Here is a 23,133-nt window from a genome sequence, read left to right as displayed (position 1 = left end):
GGAGGCCCGCAATGATCCGCTTCCTGCTCGTCCTCATCATGCTCGCCTGTACAGCCGGCGCCGTCGTCGCCTATGGCGATCCCGACCAGATCGCGCGTGCGAGCACCAAGGTCTCGCACATTTTTCGCGCACAGACCGCCTCCCCGGCGCCTGCCGTGCAGATCCAGCGCGGCCAAGGCGGCGAATTCGCCCTGCGTGCGAAGATCAACGGTGTCGCCGCGCCGATGGTGATCGATACCGGTGCGACCTCCGTGGTGCTGACCTGGGAAACCGCGAAAGCGATCGGGCTGCCGCTCGACATGCTCGAATATAACGTCGATCTCGAGACCGTCGGCGGCCACACCAAGGCAGCTCGCCTCACGCTCGACCGTCTCTCCGTTGGCCACCTCGTCGAGAAATCGGTGCCAGCGCTCGTCATGCCGCGCGGACAGGCGAAGACCAATCTGCTCGGCATGAGCTTCCTTGATCGCCTGGAAAGCTGGGGCGTGCGCGCCGACACGCTGATGCTCACGGGTTATCCGGAGCTTCAGAGCAGCCACCGCCGCCCGCGCACGGCGATCGATTAACCGCAAACGATTCACGAGAGCGCTGCAACCGCGAATGCCGGCCGATGTGGCATTTCCGACATTTACAAACCGCCCAGTCGGTTTATAAAAATGGCTGTTCCCGGGATCGGGGTTGGACGAGTGCTGCTCCCTGAGGGACGTGGCCAAGTGGGAGATTCAAAATCATGACTGCCAGAGCCGCCTTACGCCGCACGATGTGCGCCCTGCCCTTTGCCGCGGCGTTCGCCGCAGGCAGCGCCTGCGCTGCGGACCTGTCGCCGCGCTATGCGGCGCCCTCCTCCGCCTATACGGCGCAGCAGCCCGCGTATTCATGGGCGGGCCTCTATGCGGGCTTCAACGCCGGCTATGCCCAAAGCGGCGACGACGCCCTCAACAATCTCGTCGGAACCAGTGGCGGCAAGGTCAAGGGCGCCTTCGGCGGCGTGCAGATCGGCTACAATTACCAGATCTCGCCGATGTTCGTGGTCGGCATCGAGAACGACTTCGAGGGCGGAGACATCAAGAACCACGACGCGCTCAACAGCGCCGCGGTCAGCCTGCCCTGGTACATGACCGGCCGCGCCCGCGCCGGCATCGCCACGATGGACTCACGCCTGCTGTTCTTCGGGACCGCCGGTCTTGCCACCGGCGAATTGAAGGACGGCCCGATCAACAAGATGAAGATGGGCTGGACCGCCGGCGGCGGCGTCGAATGGGCGTTCCAGCCGAAATGGTCGGCCAAGGCCGAATATCTCTACACCGACTTCAAGCACAACGATTTGCCGGACTGGAACGCCGCGAAATTCCACACCTTCCGCGTCGGCGTGAACTATCACTTCGACCTGTTCCGCTAAAAACCGATCGACGAGGAGCCGGATGTCACAATCCGGCTCTTCGGCCCCTGTGGCTAGGCCGCCTCCTCAGCCGGGACGCGCGCACCGACACGCGCGATCGCATCGCGCAGCACGTCCACACCTGCGCCCGGCTTCACCCCGTTCTCGGCGAGATGGCGGCGGAAGGCGCGCGCGCCGGGGACGGCATGGAATGCGCCGACGAAATGCCGCGTGATGGCGTGCAGCCGCGTGCCGCGCGCAAGCTGCTGCTCGATATAGGGCATCATCGCTTCGAACGCCTCCTGCATGGTCGCATGCGGCGCCGTCTCGCCGAAGATGTCGGAATCGACCGAAAGCAGCCGCCACGGCTCCTGATAAGCGGCCCGGCCAAGCATCACACCGTCAACGTGTGCAAGATGGGCTTTCGCTTCGTCGACGCTCACGATGCCGCCATTGATGATGATGGGCACCTCAGGCATCGCGCGCTTGAGGCGATAGACGCGGTCGTAGTCGAGCGGCGGGATGTCGCGGTTTTCCTTCGGCGACAGACCGTTGAGCCAGGCCTTTCGGGCATGCACGATCAGCGCGTCGCAGCCCGCGGCGACCACCGCGCGCGCGAGCGTATCGAGTGCGACTTCCGGATCCTGGTCATCGATGCCGATACGGCATTTCACCGTGACGGGCACGGCGACCGCACGCTTCATCGCCTCGACGCACCGCGCCACCAGCTCCGGCTCCGCCATCAGACACGCACCGAAGCGGCCATCCTTCACACGATCGGACGGACAGCCGACATTGAGATTGATCTCGTCATAGCCGAACTCTTCGCCGATCCGCGCGGCCTTCGCGAGGTCGCCTGGATCCGAGCCGCCAAGCTGAAGCGCCACCGGCTGCTCGACCCTGTCGAAGCCAAGCAGCCGCTTCCGATCGCCGTGAATGATGGCGCCGGTGGTCAGCATCTCCGTGTAGAGCAGCGCCCGCCGCGTGAGGTGACGGTGGAACACCCGGCAATGCCGGTCGGTCCAGTCCATCATTGGCGCGACAGAGAAAAGAAAATCGTACGATTTCGTAGTTTTTTCGGTCATTTCAGTTACTTAGGGAGATTTTTGAATTTCCTATTGTAGCTCGTTTTTTAGCCATTTTCGTCCATTTTGATACCCCCGGTACTGCGGCGCAGTACCGAAGACGTCCATGCAGTACCGGTAATGGAGCCTACAAGATGGGAACCGTCGTACCACGCAAGCGAAGCGATGGCTCTACAGGATACCAAGCCCAGCTCCTCATCAAGCGAGCTGGTAAGATCGTTCATCGAGAAAATCGGACGTTCGATCGGCAGCAGGCTGCCTCCGCCTGGCTGGAAAAGCGGGAGAAGGAACTCGCCAAACCGGGCGCCCTCGAGCGTCTCGAAGCACCGGATCCCACTCTGGCCACCGTTATCGACCGCTACACAGATGAATCTATCAAGAAGATTGGTCGTACAAAGGCGCAGGTACTGCGGGCGATCAAGAACTACGACATAGCCAATAAGAAGTGTTCTGAGATCACAAGCACCGATGTGGTCGCATTTGCCAACGAACTGATAATTAACGTCGCTCCGTCGACAGTCGGCAACTATCTCTCGCATTTGGCAGCCGTCTTTGCCGTAGCCAAGCCGGCTTGGGCATATCCACTTGATCAGACCGCAATGAAGGACGCTTTCGTAGTTGCGAAGCGCCTCGGTATTGCGAGCAAGAGCCGCGAGCGTGATCGACGGCCGACTCTCGAAGAGCTCGACAAGATCATGGAATATTTCGGCGAGCGGTTGAACCGCCGACCATCCTCCATTCCGATGCAGAAGGCCATCGGGTTTGCGATATTTTCAACACGTCGACTTGAGGAGATTACACGAATCTCGTGGAAGGATCTTGACGCTGAAGGAAGTCGTGTTTTGGTTCGTGATATGAAGAACCCTGGAGAGAAGAACGGGAATGACGTATGGTGCGATCTTCCGCCGGAAGCGCTTCAGATAATTCTCTCAATGCCGAAGAGGCGCGAAGAAATCTTTCCGTATTGCGGCGACACTATTGGGACTAATTTCACCCGCGTGTGTCAGTTCCTTGAGATCGTTGACTTGCATCTGCATGATCTTCGTCATGATGGTATTTCAAGGCTATTCGAAATCGGTCGGAATATTCCTCAAGTTGCCGCTGTGTCGGGTCATCGCTCTTGGTCAAGTCTCAAGCGCTACACGCACTTGCGCCAAACCGGCGACAAATATGCGAAATGGAAGTGGTTCTCGGTGCTAACAAGCTCAACCAGTTCTGTCGGGACTTCACCGAAATCCGCCTTTGTTGCGGACTTCACGACCGGGTGGTTAGATCTTACGGCGGGCAGTGATGGCGGAGCTGCGGGTGAGCCATAGATAGCGGTTACGCGGCATCAAAACAACTCTCTACGGAAAAGGTCGACGGCGACGCTGGGAACTCTGGCTACGTGAGCACGCTTATGCGAAACACAGGTACGCCAAAGAGTACAGATTCGAGACACGATGCCAACTGACCTCGCCCCGCGCCTCCCGCTTGACCCAGGGCCTTCGAACCACAAAAATCGCGGGATTGTCGTCCAGATCGGCAATCGCCAATTGCGGACGACGCCTGTTTTTGACGCCTATTGGGAGTTCGCGGCTGAGCGGCAGCGGATCTTTTTCCGTCGCCTTGAAGGTGCATCGGGAGTGCTCACGACCGATCCCGTCCTTAAGCTGTTCAAATTCACTAACGCTTACCGCGCATCCGACCGCGTAAGCCAGTACCTTCTGCGTAAAGTCATCTATCGAGACGACCTCCCGAGGGATGCGCGAAACGTCTTCTTTCGGACGATCATCTTCAAATTTTTCAACAAGATCGAGACGTGGCAGCATCTAGAAGCGACGATCGGCAAGATCACGTGGGAGGATTTTGACTTTTCCCGCTATGACGAGCTTTTAACGGGACGAATGGCGGCGGGTGAAACCATTTACTCAGCCGCGTACATCATGCCGTCCGGAGGCAGTGTCTTCGGACACAAGCTCAAACACCAAAATCACCTTCGGATGATCGAGCATCTTTTCGCCGAACGATATCCGGAGAAGCTGTCCGACTGCAAAACGATGACGGAAGCGTTTTCGCTTCTGCGGACTGTGCCATTCGTGGGACCGTTCCTCGCCTATCAATATGTGACTGACTTCAACTACAGTGAGCTGACGAATTTCGGGGAGGACGAGTTCGTCATGGCAGGTCCGGGTGCGCTGGATGGCATCTCGAAATGCTTCATCGGGGCGAATGCGGTAAAGTCCTCGGATGTCATTCGCTACATGTTCGATCATCAAGAAGAGCATTTTGAGAACCTCGACATCGAGTTCCCGAATCTTTGGGGCCGCCGCCTCCAGCTCATCGATTGTCAAAACCTCTTCTGCGAGATTTCAAAGTACGCGCGCGTCGCATTCCCCGACTACGCAGGCGTAGCGGGTCGGACGCGCATCAAGCAGAAATACCAACCTACGGGCCCGCTGCCCGAGCCGTTCTATCCGCCGAAGTGGAAGATCGGCATTCGATAAGCTGATTCATGTCGCCATGTCTTGGATGTCGGCAATGGCTGTAGCGGTGCAGCTGATCCTGTCCGCATCCCGGCTGAAGGCGATTTTGTAATCGACGGCTTTCAACTTCCATGCACGCTGTTGGACGGATTTTGCGGTCTTGATGTAAACGATGTTGCCGGCCCCGAGCCGAACTTCGATTTCAGACCAAAGTTCGGCCGAGTTCGGGTCCAATCCGAGCGCATCAAGAGTGGCGCGCTTGGCGGCGGCAGTTTCGGCGCACCGGTTCTCTCGTTTGGCCCATTCCCGTTCGGCGGGCCCAAGAGTCGTATCGCTCGCTTCCGCGCTCAATTGCGCGGAGCCCATGCCGAGGCCGACGTTGATGCCTTGAACTGCAGGGCAAACGGTCGGAGAAAAGGACAGGGTGCGGCGCTCAAGATCAATATGCACCGTGCCCTGCTTTTCGTTAGAAAGCTGGAAGAACATGTCGCAGCCATCGAAGATCGCATCTTCCCATTCCCAAAACGTGTTCTTGGCGACCTCAAGCCCATCGACATAAGTGCGGAGCATCTTCAATAGCTTGAAATTGATGAGCGTCCGTTCGGGGAACAAGCGCGTCGGCGTGCCCACGACGCAACGGCCGGCAGCTTTCGCCTGGCGGTCGCCTTCCGTGTGAATGGCCTTGATCACGAGCTCCTCGACGACTTTGGCGCGGCCTCCATCTTCTACTTCGTCAACGCGGTCATCGCGGCTTTTGCGCTTTCGCTTCATCAGGCCGCGCACAACCGGGGACCAGCCGAGATGCCCGATAAACGCGAGATGGATGGCGTCGTGAAAGCGGTATCCGTCGTCTTCGTAATAGTTATCCGTCAGATCATCCCCGAGCGGCTTACCATCGAAGTACATGCGGGATTTCTGCGGTCCGATGCGCACAAAGGCGACATCGAACTGTCGCGGGAACTGCTCCTTTGCATCACGGCCGGCATCGTGCAGCGTCGTTGGCGTGCCGCGTACCGACCGGAACTGCACCTTTTCGCAGTTCGATGCGACCACGTCATCGAGCGAAAGGTGATAAAGGCTTGCGATTGCCGAAAGGTGCCAGGCGATGCCGCCAAGGATAACGGTCGCGCGCCTATTCGCCACGTTCGTATGCAGTGCGACTTCGGTGGCAGGCAGCATGGTGCGCAGGAGTTCGGCGCCGTGCTGCCAGAGGAGCGCTAGGCACACTTCGAGCAAAACACGGCCGTCCGTGCGCGCGGTCTTGTAAGCCAGCCGCTGGTAGTCATCAAAGGTGTAGCCGTTCGCGTGCTGGAACGTGGCAGCGCCTTCAAGGAAGCCTTTGCGGTTGGCAGGATCGAGCGATTGCTCAATCATGTGGGCGCGGTCGTCGCTGCCGCTCATCTCCGTGCGCAGTGCGCCGATGTTGTCGGCAAGAATGTCGACATAGCCGCCGTTCATCACATGCGCGGCCGAGTAGCAATACCAAAATGAGTCGCCCAACTCCTCCTTGATCTCGTCGTTGGGCTGGTCCCAGTGCGGCCCCTCGCCTCCCTCGGACAGAATTCTCTTCTTTACCGCGGCGACCAGCGAGCCGATCTCGCTCACCAGCCCATATAGCGTAATCGATCGTTGTTCATCGGTGGGCTTGCCGGCGAACTGCTTGGTCCTGTCCACGAAGGCAGCGTAATCGACCGGCCTCATGCCCTTGCCGCCTTCGCGCTGGTGGCTTTCTTCACGCGGCGCTTTTTCGCGCCGATAAACTGCCAATGGGCAGGCTCGCCGATGTAACCGCGCTGAGGCAAAGACTGGAGCCACGCCACCACTTGCGCGATCTGCTCATCGGTGAAGATGCAGCGATGCCCTGGCCCCTTCTTGAGCACGAATGCGAGATGATCGGGGATATTGATGCCGAGGCGGCCCCAATAGGCGAATTCGTGGCTGATTAGCACCCGGTCGGTGGTGCCGGTATCGCGATGGAGGTCGCCGAGTGAGAGACTTCCGTCTTCAAGACTGTGAAAGGAGTCCTCCTGCAGGTACTCCTCGCCGCCGTCACGGTGATAGATATTGTCGCCGTAGCGCATGTAGGTCGTGCCCGTCATCACCGGCTTCTTGCGACGGAAACGGCGGTCTTTCCAATAATCGTCGAAGCCAATCACCTCGTCGACCCGCATCCAGTAGGTGAGGTAACCGGTCAGCTTTGGGTCGGCGGCGCCCGTGCCGAGGATATAGTCGCCTATCTTGGCAAACTTGCGGATCTGCGGCTTGCAACACGCAAGCGTGCAAATCCCATGAAAGGGGTTCGGTGCGAAGCCGAGATCGTGCTCGATGACGTAGGAGAAAAGGGTCATAACGCTTTCGCTTTTTCTTCGTCGACGCACAGGTTGCGCTCCGTATTCGGCTTGGGCAGTGGCTGACCATCTGAGGTTTCGAAGCAGTGCTGGTCTTCTTCCGTCGCGACGACGCGGAACCGCTCGGTGTCGAAGCGGATGATTGAGTAGGCGTACTTGTTCATGGAGTCCGGCGGCTGGGCGCCCGGCGCCGCGTCGTGCGGCCACACGCAAATGGCGCGACGGCCACCCCGCTGCGTGGTTGCAAGATCTGTCTCAAGAGCCGGATCGACGCAGGTTTCCGGCGAGGCCAAGATCAGAACGATTTCGTCTTCGCAGTCAGGATCAGGCTCGCCGACCGCATCGACTACCTCGATTTTAGCACCGGTCATGCCGGCGTCTTCGGCCAGACGCTTGATCTGGTCGATATCTTCATCCTTCAGGTTACGGCCAAGTATCGTAATACGACGCATAGCGGTCTCCGTAAACTTTTGGGTTGTACCCCGGCAAGACATCAACGCTCCCGGATTGGGAGCGTGGATCAATTTTCACTTGCCGTCAAGGAAAAAGCTCCCAAAATGGGAGCTAGGAGATTATGATGAGATTCGTGGGACAAACCGAGGTGGCGGGGTTCCTCGCCGGTTCGCCTGCTTACGATAATACCGTCAAGGCGTGGGTCGCCGAGATGAGGTCGGGGCAATGGCAGTCGGCGACAGCGCTCGCCGCGGAGTTTCAAAATATCGACGTGTCGGCGCTGCCTTGGGTGGTCTTCTACCTGCTCCCTTCGGCGCTCCGCATCCGCACGCTGATCGATTTCCGCATCGGCGTCGTCATGCTGTTGGCCATTGATCTATCGGCCGCGTGGCACGGCACCCAAACGCAACCCTGGAATAAAATACCGTGACCATTAAGCCGATCCGCAATGCTTCCGACTTATCGGCGACGAAAGCTCGCCTCGCTAGCTTGCTGACTAGAAATTCGGGCGAGTTCGATGACGAGATCGAAGTTCTGACGACCTTGGTCGAGCAGTTTGAGGAAAAGTTCGCGCGGGTCGACGCGCCAGATCCGATTGCAGCGATCAAATTCCGGATGGAAGAAAAAGGGCTCACCCCCCGGCAGCTAGAACCGTATATCGGGTCACGGGCGCGGGTATCGGAAGTCCTCACCGGTAAGCGAAGCTTGTCGATCGACATGATCCGTTCGCTCCACGCGGGGTTAGGAATTCCGTACGCCTCATTGGTGGCGCGACAGCGGAAAACTGAAAGCGTTGACGAGATATCCGGCGATGCACTTCGGCATCTGAACACTCTTGGCTTCTCGCTCGGCAGAGACGATATATCCCACTTCATCCCGCTCTCGCTTCAGAAGGCGGCGCCATCGGCCCTGCTTCGCAAGACCCGTACGCAAAGAGCGGCCTCGAAAACCGATCAGGGTGCGCTGCTGCTTTGGCAGGCGGCCGTCTTGCAGCGCGCGGAAGCCTTAAAGCTGGCAAGCACATTCGACCGATCTCAATTCAGCCAAGCGAGCTTGCGGAAACTTGCGAAGCTGAGCTCAAAGATTGATGGAATAAAGCGCGTACTCGATAACCTTTCGCATCTTGGTATTGCCGTGATTGTGATGCCCTCGCTCCCGGGCACGTTCTTGGACGGCGCGGCGATGGTTACCTCGACGAATGCACCCGTCGTCGGCCTTACCCTTCGCTATGATCGGGCAGATAATTTTTGGTTCACCCTCCTCCATGAGCTCTCCCATATCTGCCTCCACTACGAAATACTGGTCGACGGACACACAGCCTTCGTGGACGACATGGAGATCGCCAGCGATGATCTCCAAGAGCAGGAAGCCGATACGTTGGCCCAAGAGTCGCTAATTCCATCATCCATCCTTGAACAGGTTGTCTGGAGTCCCGATTCAAGTTTAGACGACATCACAACAGTATCGGCGCGAGCGGTCGTTCCTGTAACCGTAGTGGCTGGCCGATGGCAGCGGGACCACCAGAATTACAAAAAATTCTCGCGGCTAATCGACCGCGGCTCTGTTCGTTCTTTTCTACTGCCTTGGCAAAACCCAAAATGGCCAAGCTGAGTGATCCACACCGTGGATCAACTTATTTGGTGCTCCCAATAGCGTCTGGTTGAAACAACACGCTACATCTTCAAGATCGGACATCGGAGCGGGTAAAGGGAATCGAACCCTTGTATTCAGCTTGGAAGTCTTCGAAAATCCGTAGTGTTTTCAACACCCATTCCGACATTTTACAGCTTTTTGGTCGATTGAGATTACTACAGAATTTCTCTTTGTCGGAATGGTATTGCGAGCCTCATAAGCAATCTCCGAACCTATGGTCGCGTGCAAGTGGCCGCGGCACGAGGTCTTGCGAGGGGCCGTCCCAACGCCCCAACTTAAGGAGGGGAAAGGACCGTTCTTTCGTCGGTTCGATTCCGGCCAGGGGCACCAACTAGGCTGTTCAAGCCTGTTCCAAAGCGTTCGCAACCGTCCGCGCAGTGCTCGGAAACCTTGAAAAATAGGCACTTCCGCGTACATGGGTGTTCGTCACCGTTTGTTCTCATCCGATCCCAACCGTCCGATTTGTTGGCATTTTTGTTGGTATCGTGTTGGTATCGGGAGAACAAACGTTCACGGCGAATTTCGCTATTCCGAACGAGGGAATTGAGCAGATGGCCCGCAAGAATCATGGCGCGTACGCCAACCCCAAGCAGATTAGGACCGACGTCGACTGCCGCGCCGCCCGACCGAAATTCGACAATGGCGCGTGGAGCCCCGCCAAGATTTCTGACGTGACTGGCCGCGGTCTCTATCTCTTCGTCACGCCGGACGAGAGCAGGCCCGGCAACGCTGCTTCCAAGCTCTGGCGGATGGGCTACCGCTTCCACAGCCGCCAGAAAACCTATTCCATCGGCCCTTATGGCAACGGAAAGGATGGTACGTTCTCACTCGCCGAGGCGAGGCGCGAGCGCGACAAAGCCAAGGACCTGCTCAGGGAAGGCAAAGATCCGAGCACGGAGAAGCAGTTCGACAAGCACAGGCAGGCGGCCGCCCGGCCTTTTAAGCAATGGGCCGACGAGTGGCTCGCGAAGAAGAAGGTGGAGAAAGTCAAACGCGGCAGGATCGTCGCGGTGCGCGACCCCAAGACCATCGAGGTGCTTGAGCTGCGTGTCGGCTACGTCAAGGATCGCTTCGGCAAGCTGCACAGGCAGGACATCAAGCGTCCGGACGTGCTCGCGTTCATGCGTTCATACGAAGCCGAGGGAAAGCTGGAGACGCGCGACCGCGTGCGCAGCATCGGTGAGCAAATCTGCAACTATGCCGATGTCGAAGGCGACGGCTACAATCCATTCCGCAACCTGAATGGGCAGATGATTGCCAACATTTCGACGCCGCGTCCCGGCGTTACCGAACCACGCGACGTGACGCGCGTCTTCAGGCTCATCAGCGCGCCGTGGACGAGAGCGAGGTTTAGTGACGTTGTTGGCCTTGCTTTGCGCTTCGATGCGCTGACCATTCCCCGCCCCGGGATGGTCAATGAAATGGAGTGGAGCGAGGTCGATTGGGACGCCGAACGCTGGACTATTCCAGCCGCGAAAATGAAGACCGGCTGGGACCATGTCGTGCCAGTGTCTCGGCAGGCACTCGCAATCCTGTGCAGCGTTCAGAAGCTGACCGGCCATCGTTGGTACGTGTTTTCCTGCTCGAAGGACGCGCCGCTATCAAACAACACGCTCAACAAGCGCTTGCGGCTGCTTGGCATTGACACCAAGACTGATCATTGTGCCCACGGATTCCGGACCACCTTCTCGACCCTGTCTCACCATGAAGAGATCAAGGACGCCAAGGCATGGGATGGCGACGTCGTCGAGCTGCAGCTCGCGCATCTCGATAACTCTACTGTGGAAGGGCTCTACAAAAAGCACGGACCGCTAGCACTGATCGGCTCACGCACTAAGCTGATGCAGCATTGGGCTGATCGGATCGACCACTGGCTGGATCCGAAAAAGGTGATGCCGATAAAGCGCGGCGGGCAGGCCTGATGCTCTGCGCTTTTCCGCCCGAGGCAAACCCCACTTACCCCGAGCTATCGTTCGGCTGCCGGACGACGAAGGAAATTCACGACACTTAGAAGTCCTTTCCGCCGTTACCCGCGTCGTCATCGCACTTGTAGATGGATGCCGCATGAACTCACAACGGTATGCTCGCGTGCACGGAGAACGCAGCTTCGTTTGCCAAAAGCAAATCCTTCAGCAAGAGCGAGACAGCAAAGCCTGGCTTGTAATCGTTGTTTGCCCGCGATGTCGGCACCGGGCCCGGCACCGGGCAATAGGCAGTCAATGACCAGCACTGCCCCGACGAGGTTGAGGCAACATCGAACGGCGCCTGATGGGAAAGCCCAAGCTTTTCGGCAAGCGCAAAGGCTTCACTTTCCGCAATCATGGAAATCCCGAGGATCATGTTGTTGCAGATCTTCGCCGCCTGCCCCGCGCCGGCGCCGCCACAATGAACGATCTTCTTTCCAATCTTTTCGAGGATAAGCTTAGCCGTTTCGAATGCTCTCCCAGCTCCACCGCACATGAAGGTCAATGTCGCAGTCTTCGCTCCGCCCGTACCACCGGAGACCGGCGCATCCACGGACAGCACTGCGTGCTTGGAAGCCAGTGCATGCGCTCTGCGCGTGCGCTCGACGTCGATGGTAGAACTGTCGATAATCAACGTATCCCTGTCCATGGCGGGAACGATTTCGTGCCAGACACCGAGCACCGCCTTGCCGGTTGGCAGCATAGTGACCACGACATTGGCGCCCACCACCGCCTCCGCCGAGCTCTGGGCGATATGGACGCCATCGGCCTTGGCTTGACTGCGGGACGTCTCAGCTAGATCGCGCAACGACTCTGTGACCTGCTTTGACGAGATTCGCTGCCACCGCCCATATTGCCGAGACCGCTAAATGCGACCGTTGCCATGGAAATCCCTTCGCGAACCGTTTTTGGTTTGTTCTCTTCCATTTTAGATCGTCTGCATCGATCTCGGCAAAATGGCGATCATTTCCTCCGTCACGTCTTCGATCGAGGCTGCACACCAAAGCGAGGGGCGCGCGGCTTCGAGTTCAATCGCCATGTCCGCGATCTTGAACTGAAGCGCCTAGAATTCGTCGAAGCGCTTTCCAAATGCCTTGCGCTCATTCATGTAGGCCAGCGACCTGTCCAGCGCGGACTGCGCACCGCCGAGCGAGCAGGCTGTGATGTTGAGACGGCCGCCGTCTAGGCCGGCCATCGCGATCTTGAAGCCGATACCCTCGTCGCCACGCCGGCTCTCGACCGGCACTCGCGCATTCGCGAAGATCACCGCGCGGGTCGGCTGAGCATTCCAGCCCATCTTCCGCTCATTGGCGCCAAAAGACACACCTGGCGTCTTGCTATCGATGACGTGCGTCGAGACGCCGCCAGGGCCGTCACCGCCGGTCCGCACCATCGCCACCAGCAGATCCGTGCCGCCGGCACCCGAAATGAATTGCTTCTGGCCATTGAGCGCGTAATGATCGCCTTCACGTACCGCGCGGTTGCGAAGCGCCGCTGCGTCCGAGCCGGCACCCGGCTCGGACAGACGATAGCTCGCAATCAGCTCAATGGTGCAGAGTTTTTGCAGCCACTTATGGCGCTGGTTCTCATTGCCGTAAGCATCGATCATCCAGGATGCCATATTGTGGATCGAGAGGAAGGCTGACACCGTCGGACACCCCGTCGCCAAGGCCTCGAAGATCAGCGCGGCGTCGAACCGTGTCATCGCGGAGCCGCCAGCAACGTCCTTGATGGAGATACCGCCCATGCCAAGTTCGGCGGCCTGCCGCATCACGTCGACCGGAAAGTGTTTCTCCTCGTCCCAGCCTAGTGCATGCCGCGCGATCTTCTTCGCCGCAAAGTGCCACGCGCCATATCACGAACCGCAATTGGAAGTTTTCGTTAAGAGAAAACACCGTTTCTCGTCTGAAATATGAACGGATTGAACGGATATGCCCCTTTGTGCGGCGAGCACCTGTGCACATCCGCTGAGTGGAGGCCGCCATGATCCTAACGGCCCGAGAAGAGAGCTGGCCTTTTTTCCAGGAAGGCCCGGACGCCCTCTTCCTTGTCTGCGGTCGCGTAGTAAAGCGCGAACGCTTTAGCTTTCCGCGTCAAGCGCGCTGGCGACATCCGCATCAATCGCGGTGTTGAGGGATGCTTTAAGCTGAGCAAAGGTGAATAGCGGCCGGTGCGTGAGCTTCATTGCCAATACCGCGGTCGCCTCTGGACGATCGGATACCGGATGCACGGATTCCAACAAACCATAGTCGAGTGCTCGATCGGCTCCAATCCGATCGCCAATCATCGATAGCATACGTGCGAGGAACTGCCCGCGAGCTTGGTGAGGCGGACCGTCCCAGCGCCTGCAAGCTGCATTCCCAGTTTGATCTCTGGCAAACCGAAGTGCGCAGTGTCGGCCGCGATTCGGATGTCACAAACCAGGGCAAGCTCAAACCCTCCCCCGAGACAGTATCCTGCGATTGAAGCTGTGATCGGATTCGGGATAGACGTCGTGATGTCGGTCACGGCGCGCAGCCGCGCTGCAATCGCCAAGACGTCGAAGGGCGAGGTACGCACAAATTCGTTTATGTCATCACCCGAAGCGAAGGCTCGTTCACCGGATCCACGAAACACGACAACACGCACGGTGTTGTCATCGCGCAAAGCTCTCAGTACGTCGAGAAGCCGATTTAATACGTCCGCGCTAATGGCGTTGAAAACGTGCGGCCGGGACATGGTTATCGTTCCGAACCGGACCATCGATCTTCACAAGCCCATGAGGCGACATTGCCGGAACCTTTGCTTCGAGCGCGCGCTTCAGACACGAGGTCGAAGCGCACGATTACGACAAGCATTGCAAATCACTGAGGGTTAGCGAGCTGCCAAGGATCCTTGATCGCCTTGTACACTCCCACTTCAATATTGCGAAGTTCGCCGTCTACCTTTCGCACTTGGCGGACGTGGGCGTCTTCAATAAGATCGCGCTCCACAGGATCGATCATGACAGGTCCGCGTGGGCTCTCCCATTTTTGACCTTTGGCTGCCGCCATTGCTTTTTCCGGGTCGGATTTCCCTCTCGTCGCTTCGATCATCTGCTCGATCAGGTACATGCCATCGTAAGCAGCGGCTACAAATTGCCCGGGGAGGAGCTTCTCGCCGTACTTAGCTTTGAAGGCCTTTACAAATTCCCTGTTCGTATCCGAGTCCGGGCTAAAAGGACCGTAGTGCAAGGTCGAATACATGCCTATCGCCGCCTCGCCGATCGAGTCGAGGTATGCCTCCTCGGTCTCACCCAGGCCGTAGTACTCCATACCCTTCTGTCTGAGCTGTCGTTCGGTGAAACCTCGCACGAGGTTTATCGAAATCGGTCCGTTCGGGACAAACGTAAATAGCGCATCAGCACTCGAATCTTGCACTCGTTGCATGTAGCTCGAAAGGTCTGTTGCATCGAGGGGAACCTTGATGACGTCAACGATTTTGCCGCCTCCCTCTGTGAAAGACTTGGTGTAGGCCGCAATGGCATCGTGACCCGGGGCGAAGTCGACCGCAAAGACGACGCCTTTACGTTTGCCCTGATCGATTGCAAATCTTGCGTTCTGAGTTGCCAACCCCTGAATAGTGGTGGCGACCCTGAGGAAGTAGGGTGATTTTCGCAGGGTGTCAGACGCATTCGAGTTAAAGATCACGTAGGGGATCTTCGCCTGAGTAATCGCGGACGCAACGGCGACAGTGTTTGGTGTAAGATAACCCCCGCCGAGGTATTGCACCTTCTGATTTGACATCAGCTCGACCGCGAGTTGCTGAGCGCGGGGCGCCCCCCCGCCACCATCATCGCGATACACGATTTCCACGTCTTGACCGCCGAGTTTACCGCCAGCTTTCTGCAGATATAGTTCGATGCCCCTCTTATATTGTCCGCCGGCGTCGGAGAAAGGCCCGCTGAACGGGCCGATAATGCCGATCTTGATGCTGTCGGCCATCGCCGCGGTTACAGACACTGAGCCCAAGCCAAGCGCCAGCAACAGCTTCATTCCTATCCTGAACATTTCGTAATACTCCCCGTTGAATTGAAATTGTGGCGAACCCTACCGAGCTCGTCCGCCTTGGTTGGTAATAACGCTGACGCGCTTCGATGCGGTCTCGGCTTCGAAACCAAGTAAGCTCGCCAATTTTGATGGGTTCGAGCGCAGTTCGTCATTTGTACCTGCCCACGCCACTCGTCCGCGATCCAAAACGATCGAACTGTCGGTCAGGCTGAACGCCAACTCGACGTGGTGCTCAACCAAGACGATTGTCAGATCACCTGCGCGGCGGACACGATTGAGCGCGTCTGCCAACTGTTCGATGATGACAGGAGCCAGTCCTTCGAACGGCTCATCCAGCAAAAGAATCTTGGGATTGCTAACGAGAGCCCGCGCTATTGCGAGCATCTGTTGCTCGCCGCCGGAGAGTTGATTGCCGTAATTGCGCCGACGTTCGGCGAGACGGGGGAACAGCTCATATGCGGCGTCCACTGTCCATTTGCCTTTTGGCTGTACGGCAACGGCTAGATTATCCTGCACTGAGAGAGACGCGAAAATCTCCCGTTCCTGTGGTACGAGCGCAATGCCTGACAAAGAGCGCAGGTGGACGTCGAGCTTAGAGATGTCCCGTCCTTCAAAGACAATGCGTCCGTGTCCGAGTTCAGTGAGACCCATGACCGTGGCCAAAAGAGTCGTCTTGCCGACCCCGTTTCGACCAAGCAGCGCACAAGAAGTGGTCGACGAGAAGCCGATCGAGACATCCTCAAGGACGACGGCACCAGCTCCGTATCCGGCCGTAACGCGATCGAGGGTAAGGAGCTCATGCATGACGAGCATTCCCCAGATAGACCTCGCGGACCAACGCATTACTCTTTATCTCGCCCGACTTTCCTTCAACCAGAATTCCACCCTGGAACATGACCGTGACAGTATCGGCAAAGCCAAACACGATATCCATGTCGTGGTCGATGATTAGGATAGCGGTTTCTCGGGGTAGCCGTACGAGAAGTTCTAGGAGCCGTTCCGAGCTGCTTTTCGGCAGACCAGCTGCGGGTTCGTCGAGCAAAAGAACTGACGGCTTCAAGGCCAACGCCAAGGCGATTTCGACAAGTCGCCGTTGGCCGTAGGAAATTTCCGAGATTCGTTTGGTCGCGACCGAGGTCAAATCAACCATGTCCAACAACCGATCGACCTCGCGTTGCAGCTCGGGCTGTCGAACGGGATTGCGCCACAACCCGCCGTCAGACTTTAATCGCGCGGATACGGCCAGCGCGACATTTTCGGTAACTGTCATCTGATTGAACAGCGAATTGATTTGGAACGTACGTGCGAGTCCTCGATTGACGCGTGAGGCGGGCGACGCATTGGTGACGTCAACATCTCCGATATATACCTTGCCCCCCGTCGGCTTGAGCGTTCCCGAGAGGAGATTCACGAACGTCGATTTGCCAGCTCCGTTAGGTCCGATCAGCGCGTGTCGCGCACCCTGGTCTAGCGAAAAGTTGATGTCCTTGGCGACCTGTAAGGCTCCAAAGCTCTTTCTCAGCTGTTTGGTTCGCAGCGCAGCAGTCATCGGGGTTGCTTTCTCCCCCACACACGAAGCTCGATGCGATCCAACATCAACGCAACCCCGTCGGGCATAAAACGCACTATCAAGATCAGGAATACGCCTAGCACGAACAGCCAGTTGAAAGGATCGATAGCCGCCGCCCGATCGGACAAGACCATAAAAACCAGCGCCCCCACAATGGCACCCGTCAAACGACCCATGCCTCCGATCACCAGCATCACCAAGACGTTGCCGGAAACACTGAACGAGAGGGAGTCAGTTGCGGCAACGCCGACGGTCTGCGCCAGGATCCCGCCAGCCACTCCGGCGATTGCGCCGGATATGACAAAAAGTGTGAGGCGGCGCAGGAAGACCGCAACCCCAAGCAGGCGCATACGCAGATCGTTTTCGCGGATGCCGCGAATTGTCAGTCCAAAACTTGAATTGACGATCTGTCTGCACAGAAGAAACGTGAGTATCGCAATTGTCCCCGCATAGATGAACCCGACGCGGCCCGTAAAATCGAAGGGGAAAAGTCCAAAGATCGGGCCCACCGAATATCCGGCAAGGCCATCGTCGCCGCCTGTTAACCACCGGGCCGTCGTAGCAAATTGAAGCACGACGGCGGCAACCGCGATCGTCAGGATAACCTGGGTGACTCCCTTTGCTCGCAGAACGAGCGGCCCAAATATCGCCGCAGCCAGGGCAGCAGATCCCGCGGCCGAGGCTAGACCGAGAAGTGGATCCGAGGAAACACGCAGGGCAAAGAGGGCCGCGGCATAACCTCCAATGCCGAAGAAAACGGCGTGACCGAGGCTCTCGATACCCCCGTAGCCCATTGCTAAGTCGAGAGACAAGGCGAAGATAATCATGGCGACGATCTGGATCCCGAGGTGACGATAGTCGCCCGGAAGAAAGAACAGGACCACGCCCATAAAAATCACCAGCGTCTCACTCAAGCCGATCTGCTGTCGTTGGAAGCCGGTCCGGGTAATGATATTCAATCTGAATCCTCCCGCTTATCTCAGCTTCCTCCGAACAGACCGTTCGGTCTTATGATTAGAACTGCGGCAAGAAGAATGTAGATCGCGAACGATCCATATTCGGGAAAGTAATATCGACAGAATGTATCAAACACACCATAGGTTACGGCGGCGACCAATGATCCGGCGAGGCTCCCGAAACCGCCGACTGCGACAACAATGAGCGCAAGAACAATGTATTGCGTTGGGTAGAACGGCTGCAGCGGCAGCATTTGGGTTCCCAAAATTCCACCGAAGGCAGCGAGGCCACAACCTGCTGCGAAGGCCTGGGAAAAGAGCAGTTTCACATTGATGCCGACGCAGCGGGCCATTTGCGGGTTTTCCACGGCCGCCCGTAACTTCGCGCCAAAATTCGTGAATTCGAGCGCACACCACATTAAGAGGGCCACGACCGCGCTGACGAGGCCGACAAACACGCGATACACGGAGATGCTATATCCACCAATGTGCCAGACACCCTTGAGCGACTCGGGTATTGGCAGAGTGTAATAAACCGAACCAAACATGAGATTTGCGGAAGCAACCATGACGAACATGAGCCCAATCGTCATGAGAATTTGCCCCAAAGGGTTCGTCCGGTACACCCACTGGAAGATGGATCGTTCAAGAGCAATACCGAGAATGATCACAGCTAGGACGGCAAACGGTAGCGCTACGAAGAGTTCGACACGGAATGTGCGCATAATGGCGAGGGCTGCATAGCCCCCCAGCATCGCGAATCCGAGATGCGCCATGTTGAGCAGCCGCATGATCCCAAGAGTGACCGTGAGGCCACTTGAGATCAGAAAAAGGATCATGCCGTAAGATAGGCCGTCAACAAACAGCAATGCTGGAGTAAAAGGCATAATCTTACGCGCTCCGCGAGCGATCACAATCACAGGCACCGTGTGAAAGCAGTATCGTTGCCACTGCGTTGCGACCAAAAGCTGTCGGGGTCACCGTCTGTCCTTGCACGTTAGCCGGCTGTTACGCTGGCCAGCTACCTTGGAGCGGAGGCGCAAAATGGCCAGCGGCGTTCTGCTGCGGTTTTCGATCACTTAGAATCGGAATCACGGTCTTGATCGCCCGCTTGATCCGGGTCGCCGGATCGGTCACGACGTCGATGAGGTAGCTGCTTGAAGACTGCAACGCCCGATTAAGCGCCGCCTCGATGTCGTCCGGATCAGTGACCCGCTCGCCGCTCACGCCGAGGGACTTTGCCAAACCCACAAAGTCGTGGTCCGGAAGATCGACCCAAGGATTCTCGATGCCCATCATCTTCATGCCTTGTCGATTGGCGGCAAGGCAGTGGTTGTTGTCGATGATGATGATGACCTTGATGCCGAGTTGCGACAGCGTCGAGAGTTCGGCAAGATCATAGTAGAAGCCGCCGTCGCCGTGGTAACAAACGACCGTCTTCTCGGGCGCCGCCAGCTTCGCTCCGATGGCGACGGGAAGTCCCGCGCCAAGCGACATATATCGGGACCCCAGCGGCATTGCGGCCGAGTCCTTGAAGCGAAATGACCGGTAGACCATGAATGCTTGTCCGCCGGAGTCGCCGACAATCATCGTTTCTTTGGGTAGCAATTCCGCCATCTTACGAATGAGGTAGTACTGGTTTATCGGGGCACCGCTGTCGACACCAAGGCTGTCGTGAAATTCATGCCACTTTCGTTTGGCTTCGGCGACCGCGGCCAACCTAGCCGGTGTTGCTCCCTTGGCGTTGCCGCCGGCTTTAACCGCGTCGATCAACTGGCGCAGGATCGTCTTCGCGTCGGCAACGATTCCCAGTTTGGGCTGGAATATCTTGCCAATTTCGTTGGGATCGATATCGATCTGAATAACCTGGCTAGGCTTTTCGATATTCCAGGCACCCGTCGTCATCTGCGAGAAAGAGACGCCAAACGTCAGCCAACAATCGGACGCCTGTACGATCTCGTTTGCAGAAACCCAGCCGAAGGTACCGACCACTCCTCCGAAGAGAGGATGATCATCCGGCATAACGCTGCGCCCCCCCCATGACGAGGAAACTACGGTGACGCCGAGAAGCTCTGCAAGTTCACGCACCTCCTGCGCAGCCCCCGAGAGCTGAACGCCGGCTCCAACAAATATGACCGGGTTCTCGGCGGAACTCACCATTTCCAACACGCGATTGACGCTAGCGTTCGTCGCGGCGGGAGGCGCGGGCAGCTCAAGAGCCTCGATTGGGCAGTCGGTCGACTTCACCAGGACTTGATACGGCAAATCCAAAACCGACGGACCGGGCCTGCCGGTGCTGGCGGAAAGAACGGCTTGGCGAATTGCCAGCGGCAGGTCGTCAGGAACGACGACCTTGCGCACGTATTTTGCCAGCGGCTGCATTGCGAGATAATTGCCCGTCGAATCTTGTAGGGCGCCACGCAAATCAAGCGAACTGTCGAGATTGATATCGATTACGACGAGCGGGGTACTGTCGAGCTTTGCGGCATAAACGGCGGGGGCCGCATGCAGCATACCCACGCAGTGAAACAGGCACGCCGACGCAGCTCGGCCTTTCACACGGTTGTAACCATATGAAATCCAGGCGCCGGCCAATTCGGTACGCGCATTCAGATTATTCATGCCGGATGTCGCGATTTGATGGATGAGCGCGCCGGTGCCGCCGCCGCTATAACCTATAACAAGTTCGATGCCGCTCGCTTGCATCGTTTGAGCGATGGCCTGTGCGCCGGTACGAGACACCGTAGTTTTGGTGGAGTTCGAGACTGCGTCCTGCATGAAGGCCTCCCTGCTATTTTGAGTTCGCTTCCGATCGCCATTCTGTGGCACCGGGCGAGTGGGTTGCTGACAGCTTGAGCCTAGTTTGCAACCAAGTGGCATTCGCTTATCGGCAATTGCCATCTGATTGTCAACTTTGTTTCCTTTTTTACTGCATCCCGGCATTCGTAAAGCGACCAGCGGCCGCATTGCCGGATGTCCACCGCTTTAAAGATCGAGAACCAACGTGTCCGTTTTGGCCCCACTGCAGCAAATCGTCATCGAGCGATTGCTCGCGTGTTCCTCTACCGTCATGATCGAATCGCGATGATCCGGGATGCCAGAGATCACTGATACTTCGCAGCCGCGGCAAATGCCTTGCTCGCACCAATATGCAGGCACTTCGATTCCGGCTTCTAAAAGAACGTGGAGGATTGATTTTCCCGAAGGGATAAGAAATTCGCGCCCTGACCGCGCCAGTTGGACCACATATTCTCCCTCGCTGCTGCTCTCGCGCATGGGAGTAAAATACTCCACATGAATCCTGTCGCGCGGCCTGTCTGCGGTAGCTTCTAGAAAGGCGGTAATCATCGGGTTGGGGCCGCAGCAGTAGAGATGACTCCCCACAGGACAAATCGCCGCGATCCGGCCTATATCCAGCACGCGTCCGTCGCGTTCATCATCGCAATGTATCGAAACGTTGGCATGCGGCTCGAGAACGGTAAGAAAGGGCATGGAGTCGCGCGAGCGACCTGCATAGTGGAGCTCTACCGATTTTTTAAGAGCCACCAGTCGCTTGAACATCGGAAGGATGGCTGTGATTCCGATGCCTCCAGCCGACAACACAACGTGGGCAGCGTCCTCGACAAGCGGAAAGCAGTTTCGCGGGGCGCCAATCGTCAGCCTTTGACCTGGCCGGAGATGATTAAAGATAAAATCCGACCCGCCCCTGCCTTTTGGATCGCGCTTTACCGCGACGGAATAGCTTTTCGGCGCATCGCTACTGTCAAGCAGCGAGTACTGCCGGAGCAAACCATTAGGCAGATACAGATCGATGTGCGCACCCGGCTCAGCTGGAGGTAGAGAGCCTTGATCGGAAGGGCCAAACTCAAGTAGCCGGATATCGTGGGCGATCTCACGGACCGCTATCAGATTGACCTGGAGTCCAGCCTTATACATTGGAACTCACCGTCCCGACCATTGCGGAAGATTGCCGAGACCACATGGTTTCCTTTTCGACATCGTAGTCGAATAGGGACTTCCGAAAGGCAGCCGAACTTTTTATCTCGTCGTCACGTTGGGCCAAATTGGCGTAACGGGAGTCATATCGCTGGCCGTTTTTTCGTGCCTCAACCTGAACCATGGCGGTACGAGGCGCACGAAGGTTTGCATAAGCCTGCAGCGCTGCAGGGACATCGGTTGCGGAAGTACCTTCGAGGAAGCAAGCGAGAGCTATTCCATCCTCAATAGCTTGGTTCGCCCCTTGCCCGAGATGCGGCAACATCGGATGTGCGGCATCGCCGAGAAGAGTTAGCCGCCCGTTTGTCCAGGAGTCGAGGGGCTCCCGATCGTAGAGGCCCCACCAGAAGCAACTTTCGACTTTGCTCAGCAAGGTAGTGATTCGCTTATCCCATCCTTGGAAGGACGAAGCGAGTTGGCCGCGGTCACCCGGCGCTGACCACGATTCCACGGTCTCGCCTCCGGTCGGAACAAAGCCGACATAGTTGAGGATAGTACCGCCGCGCACGGGATAGACCATGAAGTGCTTTCCGTCGCCCATCCAAACCAGCATCGCATCGTCGGGCCAGGCATCGAAAAGCGCTTTTTCAACCAGACCGCGATAGGCGCGCATTCCGGAGTAAACGGGCGGCTTGGGTTCGGAGACGAAGCGTCTAAGCGCCGAATTGATTCCGTCGGCGGCCACGACCAAATCCGCTTCGGCAGTGTGCCCGTTATCGAACACAACAGTTGCCGCCTCACTGTTCTGTCGAAAGTCGACGCACCGATGTCCGGTGAGTACGGCGCCAGACGGGAGATCCGCTGCAAGCGTGTTGAGAATATCGGCGCGATGCATTCCGTACATGCCGTTCCATCCGGTAGAGTCCGTCGTTTGGAACGACCCTACCGGTGATCCATCGCTACGATGAAAAGCTGACAGGGGACCGATACGAGCGCCCACCGATGCGAGCCGCTCGCGAAACCCCATTCGTTCAAGATGTCTAAGGCTATTTGGGTAGATCATGACGCCGGCGCCGACCTCAGCAAGTGCCGGAGCCTGTTCGTAAACCACGACATCCAGCCCTTTGCGCATGAGAGCGTTGGCTACCGCCAGACCCCCGATACCGCCGCCCACGACAGCAGCCCGTAGCGATCGACGCAGGTTCTTTGGCATCGTTGGGACGCCTCCATTCCGGGGGCAACGCCACCCGAGTTGTCTCTCGACGTCATCCCAACGGGAGAGCCGATGCTCGCGTTC

The 23,133-nt window shown here is 57.6% G+C and carries 21 protein-coding genes and 2 pseudogenes; 7 read left to right on the top strand and 16 right to left on the bottom strand.

Features of this window, described 5'->3' with window-relative positions:
- Positions 1-11 precede the first annotated feature (11 nt).
- The gene (locus tag B5V03_RS02225) at positions 12-566 is read left to right on the top strand and encodes a TIGR02281 family clan AA aspartic protease (protein ID WP_129267620.1); all 555 of its coding nucleotides are present in this window, start codon (positions 12-14) and stop codon (positions 564-566) included.
- A 164-nt stretch (positions 567-730) separates the two neighbouring features.
- Positions 731-1,399, top strand: a complete 669-nt coding sequence (locus B5V03_RS02220; protein ID WP_164987728.1) for an outer membrane protein — start codon at positions 731-733, stop codon at positions 1,397-1,399.
- Between the two features lie 53 nt (positions 1,400-1,452).
- Here B5V03_RS02220 and dusA read toward each other — a convergent pair whose 3' ends face one another.
- Positions 1,453-2,463, bottom strand: a complete 1,011-nt coding sequence (gene dusA, locus B5V03_RS02215) for a tRNA dihydrouridine(20/20a) synthase DusA (RefSeq protein WP_129267618.1) — start codon at positions 2,461-2,463, stop codon at positions 1,453-1,455.
- Between the two features lie 134 nt (positions 2,464-2,597).
- Here dusA and B5V03_RS02210 point away from each other — a divergent pair, with 134 nt between their 5' ends.
- Positions 2,598-3,779, top strand: coding sequence for a site-specific integrase (locus B5V03_RS02210; RefSeq protein WP_129267617.1), 1,182 nt, complete (start codon positions 2,598-2,600; stop codon positions 3,777-3,779).
- A 126-nt stretch (positions 3,780-3,905) separates the two neighbouring features.
- Positions 3,906-4,949 carry a nucleotide kinase domain-containing protein gene (locus B5V03_RS02205; RefSeq protein WP_129267616.1) on the top strand — a complete coding sequence of 348 codons (1,044 nt, stop codon included), beginning with the start codon at positions 3,906-3,908 and terminating at the stop codon, positions 4,947-4,949.
- A 6-nt stretch (positions 4,950-4,955) separates the two neighbouring features.
- Here the strand turns inward: B5V03_RS02205 and B5V03_RS02200 are convergent, their stop codons facing one another.
- The 3 genes from B5V03_RS02200 to B5V03_RS02190 are packed head-to-tail and all read right to left on the bottom strand — an operon-like array spanning position 4,956 to position 7,728.
- A complete protein-coding gene (locus tag B5V03_RS02200) occupies positions 4,956-6,695 on the bottom strand; it encodes a hypothetical protein (protein ID WP_129267615.1) in 1,740 nt (579 codons plus the stop codon).
- Complete coding sequence (locus tag B5V03_RS02195) at positions 6,626-7,276, bottom strand: hypothetical protein (RefSeq protein ID WP_164987727.1); 651 nt, start codon at positions 7,274-7,276, stop codon at positions 6,626-6,628. The genes B5V03_RS02200 and B5V03_RS02195 overlap by 70 nt, the downstream gene beginning before the upstream one ends.
- Positions 7,273-7,728, bottom strand: a complete 456-nt coding sequence (locus tag B5V03_RS02190; protein ID WP_129267614.1) for a hypothetical protein — start codon at positions 7,726-7,728, stop codon at positions 7,273-7,275. Before B5V03_RS02190 ends, B5V03_RS02195 begins: the two co-directional genes overlap by 4 nt.
- A 125-nt stretch (positions 7,729-7,853) precedes the next feature.
- Between B5V03_RS02190 and B5V03_RS02185 the strand changes: the two genes are divergently transcribed.
- The 3 genes from B5V03_RS02185 (at position 7,854) to B5V03_RS02175 (ending at position 11,304) form a co-directional block, all read left to right on the top strand.
- Positions 7,854-8,159, top strand: a complete 306-nt coding sequence (locus B5V03_RS02185) for a type II toxin-antitoxin system HigB family toxin (protein ID WP_164987726.1) — start codon at positions 7,854-7,856, stop codon at positions 8,157-8,159.
- Positions 8,156-9,340: an ImmA/IrrE family metallo-endopeptidase gene (locus tag B5V03_RS02180; protein WP_129267612.1), complete on the top strand. Its 1,185-nt coding sequence runs from the start codon at positions 8,156-8,158 to the stop codon at positions 9,338-9,340. Before B5V03_RS02185 ends, B5V03_RS02180 begins: the two co-directional genes overlap by 4 nt.
- A gap of 461 nt (positions 9,341-9,801) precedes the next feature.
- Entirely contained in the window at positions 9,802-11,304 is a 1,503-nt protein-coding gene (locus tag B5V03_RS02175; RefSeq protein WP_245502142.1) for a tyrosine-type recombinase/integrase, read from the top strand.
- An 85-nt stretch (positions 11,305-11,389) separates the two neighbouring features.
- Here B5V03_RS02175 and mmsB read toward each other — a convergent pair.
- The 12 genes and pseudogenes from mmsB to B5V03_RS02115 form a co-directional block, all read right to left on the bottom strand.
- Positions 11,390-12,231: pseudogene (gene mmsB, locus B5V03_RS02170) on the bottom strand (3-hydroxyisobutyrate dehydrogenase).
- Between the two features lie 94 nt (positions 12,232-12,325).
- Positions 12,326-13,200: pseudogene (locus tag B5V03_RS02165) on the bottom strand (acyl-CoA dehydrogenase family protein); the annotation flags it as partial.
- A gap of 226 nt (positions 13,201-13,426) precedes the next feature.
- Entirely contained in the window at positions 13,427-13,633 is a 207-nt protein-coding gene (locus B5V03_RS02160) for a hypothetical protein (RefSeq protein ID WP_129267611.1), read from the bottom strand.
- The gene (locus tag B5V03_RS02155) at positions 13,630-14,064 is read right to left on the bottom strand and encodes an enoyl-CoA hydratase/isomerase family protein (RefSeq protein WP_164987725.1); all 435 of its coding nucleotides are present in this window, start codon (positions 14,062-14,064) and stop codon (positions 13,630-13,632) included. The genes B5V03_RS02160 and B5V03_RS02155 overlap by 4 nt, the downstream gene beginning before the upstream one ends.
- Before the next feature lie 125 nt (positions 14,065-14,189).
- On the bottom strand, positions 14,190-15,359 hold the full coding sequence (locus B5V03_RS02150; RefSeq protein ID WP_164987724.1) for an ABC transporter substrate-binding protein: 1,170 nt from the start codon (positions 15,357-15,359) through the stop codon (positions 14,190-14,192).
- 54 nt (positions 15,360-15,413) lie between these two features.
- Positions 15,414-16,178, bottom strand: coding sequence for an ABC transporter ATP-binding protein (locus B5V03_RS02145; RefSeq protein ID WP_129267608.1), 765 nt, complete (start codon positions 16,176-16,178; stop codon positions 15,414-15,416).
- Complete coding sequence (locus tag B5V03_RS02140; protein ID WP_129267607.1) at positions 16,171-16,923, bottom strand: ABC transporter ATP-binding protein; 753 nt, start codon at positions 16,921-16,923, stop codon at positions 16,171-16,173. The genes B5V03_RS02145 and B5V03_RS02140 overlap by 8 nt, the downstream gene beginning before the upstream one ends.
- Positions 16,920-17,903 (bottom strand): branched-chain amino acid ABC transporter permease, encoded by a 984-nt coding sequence (locus tag B5V03_RS02135; RefSeq protein ID WP_129267606.1) that lies wholly within the window; start codon positions 17,901-17,903, stop codon positions 16,920-16,922. The genes B5V03_RS02140 and B5V03_RS02135 overlap by 4 nt, the downstream gene beginning before the upstream one ends.
- Before the next feature lie 20 nt (positions 17,904-17,923).
- Positions 17,924-18,826 (bottom strand): branched-chain amino acid ABC transporter permease, encoded by a 903-nt coding sequence (locus B5V03_RS02130; RefSeq protein WP_206736110.1) that lies wholly within the window; start codon positions 18,824-18,826, stop codon positions 17,924-17,926.
- A gap of 82 nt (positions 18,827-18,908) precedes the next feature.
- Complete coding sequence (locus B5V03_RS02125; protein WP_164987723.1) at positions 18,909-20,678, bottom strand: thiamine pyrophosphate-binding protein; 1,770 nt, start codon at positions 20,676-20,678, stop codon at positions 18,909-18,911.
- A 207-nt stretch (positions 20,679-20,885) separates the two neighbouring features.
- Positions 20,886-21,836 (bottom strand): PDR/VanB family oxidoreductase, encoded by a 951-nt coding sequence (locus tag B5V03_RS02120; protein ID WP_129267603.1) that lies wholly within the window; start codon positions 21,834-21,836, stop codon positions 20,886-20,888.
- Positions 21,829-23,049 carry an FAD-dependent monooxygenase gene (locus tag B5V03_RS02115; RefSeq protein ID WP_129267602.1) on the bottom strand — a complete coding sequence of 407 codons (1,221 nt, stop codon included), beginning with the start codon at positions 23,047-23,049 and terminating at the stop codon, positions 21,829-21,831. Before B5V03_RS02115 ends, B5V03_RS02120 begins: the two co-directional genes overlap by 8 nt.
- Positions 23,050-23,133 lie beyond the last annotated feature (84 nt).

The organism is Bradyrhizobium betae, from assembly GCF_004123905.1.
GTDB classification, from domain to species: Bacteria; Pseudomonadota; Alphaproteobacteria; order Rhizobiales; family Xanthobacteraceae; genus Bradyrhizobium; species Bradyrhizobium betae_A.
The sequence above is the reverse complement of the archived record's forward strand: the minus strand, read 5'-3'. Positions and strand labels throughout refer to the sequence as shown.

What these genes read in the sequence shown, in the direction of transcription:
- B5V03_RS02225 (WP_129267620.1), top strand. Translation starts at nt 12, where the DNA reads ATGATCCGCTTCCTGCTCGTCCTCATCATGCTCGCCTGTACAGCCGGC.
- B5V03_RS02220 (WP_164987728.1), top strand. Translation starts at nt 731, where the DNA reads ATGACTGCCAGAGCCGCCTTACGCCGCACGATGTGCGCCCTGCCCTTT.
- dusA (WP_129267618.1), bottom strand. Translation starts at nt 2,463, where the DNA reads ATGACCGAAAAAACTACGAAATCGTACGATTTTCTTTTCTCTGTCGCG.
- B5V03_RS02210 (WP_129267617.1), top strand. Translation starts at nt 2,598, where the DNA reads ATGGGAACCGTCGTACCACGCAAGCGAAGCGATGGCTCTACAGGATAC.
- B5V03_RS02205 (WP_129267616.1), top strand. Translation starts at nt 3,906, where the DNA reads ATGCCAACTGACCTCGCCCCGCGCCTCCCGCTTGACCCAGGGCCTTCG.
- B5V03_RS02195 (WP_164987727.1), bottom strand. Translation starts at nt 7,276, where the DNA reads ATGACCCTTTTCTCCTACGTCATCGAGCACGATCTCGGCTTCGCACCG.
- B5V03_RS02190 (WP_129267614.1), bottom strand. Translation starts at nt 7,728, where the DNA reads ATGCGTCGTATTACGATACTTGGCCGTAACCTGAAGGATGAAGATATC.
- B5V03_RS02185 (WP_164987726.1), top strand. Translation starts at nt 7,854, where the DNA reads ATGAGATTCGTGGGACAAACCGAGGTGGCGGGGTTCCTCGCCGGTTCG.
- B5V03_RS02160 (WP_129267611.1), bottom strand. Translation starts at nt 13,633, where the DNA reads ATGATTGGCGATCGGATTGGAGCCGATCGAGCACTCGACTATGGTTTG.
- B5V03_RS02155 (WP_164987725.1), bottom strand. Translation starts at nt 14,064, where the DNA reads ATGTCCCGGCCGCACGTTTTCAACGCCATTAGCGCGGACGTATTAAAT.
- B5V03_RS02150 (WP_164987724.1), bottom strand. Translation starts at nt 15,359, where the DNA reads ATGAAGCTGTTGCTGGCGCTTGGCTTGGGCTCAGTGTCTGTAACCGCG.
- B5V03_RS02145 (WP_129267608.1), bottom strand. Translation starts at nt 16,178, where the DNA reads ATGCATGAGCTCCTTACCCTCGATCGCGTTACGGCCGGATACGGAGCT.
- B5V03_RS02140 (WP_129267607.1), bottom strand. Translation starts at nt 16,923, where the DNA reads ATGACTGCTGCGCTGCGAACCAAACAGCTGAGAAAGAGCTTTGGAGCC.
- B5V03_RS02125 (WP_164987723.1), bottom strand. Translation starts at nt 20,678, where the DNA reads ATGCAGGACGCAGTCTCGAACTCCACCAAAACTACGGTGTCTCGTACC.
- B5V03_RS02120 (WP_129267603.1), bottom strand. Translation starts at nt 21,836, where the DNA reads ATGTATAAGGCTGGACTCCAGGTCAATCTGATAGCGGTCCGTGAGATC.
- B5V03_RS02115 (WP_129267602.1), bottom strand. Translation starts at nt 23,049, where the DNA reads ATGCCAAAGAACCTGCGTCGATCGCTACGGGCTGCTGTCGTGGGCGGC.